The sequence below is a fragment of the Bacillota bacterium genome (assembly GCA_040754675.1).
Taxonomy (GTDB): Bacteria; Bacillota; Limnochordia; order Limnochordales; family Geochordaceae; genus Geochorda.
This window is the reverse complement of record JBFMCJ010000654.1, coordinates 1-2,131: the sequence shown is the minus strand read 5'-3', so window position 1 is coordinate 2,131 and position 2,131 is coordinate 1. Positions and strand designations below refer to the sequence as shown.

2 protein-coding genes are annotated in these 2,131 nt (G+C 70.6%); one reads left to right on the top strand and one right to left on the bottom strand.

Annotated elements, in window-relative coordinates; translation table 11 throughout:
* The coding region (locus AB1609_22125) for an FAD-binding oxidoreductase (protein ID MEW6049132.1) at positions 1-1,288 on the top strand (1,288 nt) is incomplete at its 5' end.
* Here the strand turns inward: AB1609_22125 and AB1609_22120 are convergent.
* The coding region (locus AB1609_22120) for a dihydrodipicolinate reductase (GenBank protein ID MEW6049131.1) at positions 1,285-2,131 on the bottom strand (847 nt) is incomplete at its 5' end. The genes AB1609_22125 and AB1609_22120 overlap by 4 nt on opposite strands.

The window sequence follows — 2,131 nt, the reverse complement described above, 5'->3', positions numbered from 1 at the left end:
CATTTGCGATCCCGGGGAAAGGGGGGGCGCCCGCCACCGCTACGGGCGGAGCCGGCCCCCGGAGGAGGCAGACATGGAGGCAGGCGGCAGGCGGGTCCCTCGCCGTGCGGACGTGGTCATCATCGGCGGTGGCGTGATGGGCGTCAGCACCGCCTTTCACCTCGCTGCCCTCGGGTGCCGAGACGTGGTGGTGGTCGAACGGGAAGAGGTTCTGGGAGCGGGTTCGACCGGCCGCTCGGCCGGAGGCGTCCGCGTCCAGTTCTCCACGGAGGTCAACATCCGCCTCTCTGCCTGGAGCATCGAACTCTTGCGCCGGTTCGAAGAGCTCACGGGCGTGGCGTCGGGCCTGCGCCAGTACGGTTACCTCATCGTTACCTCCGACCCGGCGACGATGGCGCGCTTCGAGGCGGACGTGGCGCTCCAGCGCTCGCTGGGCTTCCATGTGCGCCTGCTGGCGCCCCGACAGGCGCGGGAACTCGTCCCGCAGCTCGAGATCGGCGACCTGGTGGGCGCCACCTTCTCGCCGCACGACGGCTACGCCGACCCACACAGCGTGGTGCACGGCTTTGCCCGGCGAGCACGGGAATCGGGCGTGCGGTTTTTCACCGAACTCGAGGCGGTGGGGGTGGCGGTCCGGGCGGGCAGGGTCGAGGGCATCGAGGTGCGGCCTGCCACGAGAGCAGCCCTCACCACCGAATCGGCGGGCGGCGCGCCGGCGATCATCGAGGCTCCCGTGGTGGTCAATGCAGCGGGCCCCTTTGCAGCCGAGATCGGCCGCATGGCCGGTGTGGACGTGCCGGTGCAGCCGTACCGCCGGATGGTCTTCGTCACCGAGCCCATCGGCGTCTTTCGCCCCGACCTCCCCATGGTGATTGATTTCGACTCGGGCTTCTACGTCCGGCGGGAAGGCGAGCGGCTGCTGTTGGGAATGGCCGACCCCGACGAAGGCCCGAGCTTCCGCACCGACGTTGACTGGGGCTTCTTGCCCCGCGTTTTGCAGCGCGGCGTCCACCGGCTCCCTGCCCTCGCCGAGGCCAGCGTCACGAGGGGATGGGCGGGGCTCTACGAGGTGAGCCCCGACCACAACGGCATCGTGGGACCCTCCGCCAGCCCCAAGGGCTTCTACGTCGCCGCGGGGTTCAGCGGGCACGGTTTCCAGCAGGCACCCGCCGTGGGACGCGTGCTCGCCGAGATGATCCTGGGCCAGCGTCCCACCATCGACGTGTCGGAGCTGTCGCCCGACCGGTTTTCCGCCGGCAGGGCGCTCGTGGAGCAGAAGGTGATCTAGATCCTGCCGCGCCACCACGGCGCCGGCGGCAGGTCCTTGACCGAGAGCAGCCCCGGCGGCGCTTCGATGACCCGGGGGATGGCGTTGGTCACGGCGGCCACGGTCGCGGTGTCGCCAAAGATCCCGCCCGGGATGACCAGCTCCAGCGGTGGATCGCCCGTGATCCGGATCAGGTCAAACGAGCCGGCGCCTGCCAGGTGCTCGGCCCTTTCGAGCGCCGGCGGCTTGAGGGCCATGCACAGATCCAGCCGGACACGCTCCCTGCCGTTCTCGAGGCCCACGACGACCTGGTGGAGCCCCTGTACCTGGCCGGGCTTGACCGAGACGTGCTCCGTGGTGATGGCCTCCTCGGCCGGCACCGGCTCGATGCGGTTGTCGATCCGGTCGAGCCTCCATCCCAGCCCGGCCCCCACCAGAGCCGCCGACTCCGGAAGCCCCACGTGCCCGAGACGGCCCTCCTGGGCAAGCCGACGGAACTCCCCGGCCTCCAGCCCCGACCCGATCTTGCGCTGCAGCGGCCCCCGCCGCCTGGATGCGTCCACGACCCGCCGGCCGTAAACGTGGTCAACCCGGGTGCACACGCCGGTCAACACGATCGGCAAAAGGTCCATGACGAAGCCGGGGTTGACGCCGGTGCCCACCACCGTCGTCCCGGCGCGACGCGCCGCCCGATCCAGAATCCGCGCCTGATCGGCGTGGTGAAACCAGGGCCAGGCCAGCTCTTCGCACGTGGAAATCACGTCGAGCCCGGACTCCACCAGCGCCAGGAGCTGGTCAAGCACGGCGACGAGGCGAGACCCGGTGGAGTGAAGCGCAACCGAGGCGCCGGCGAGTTTCTCGGGT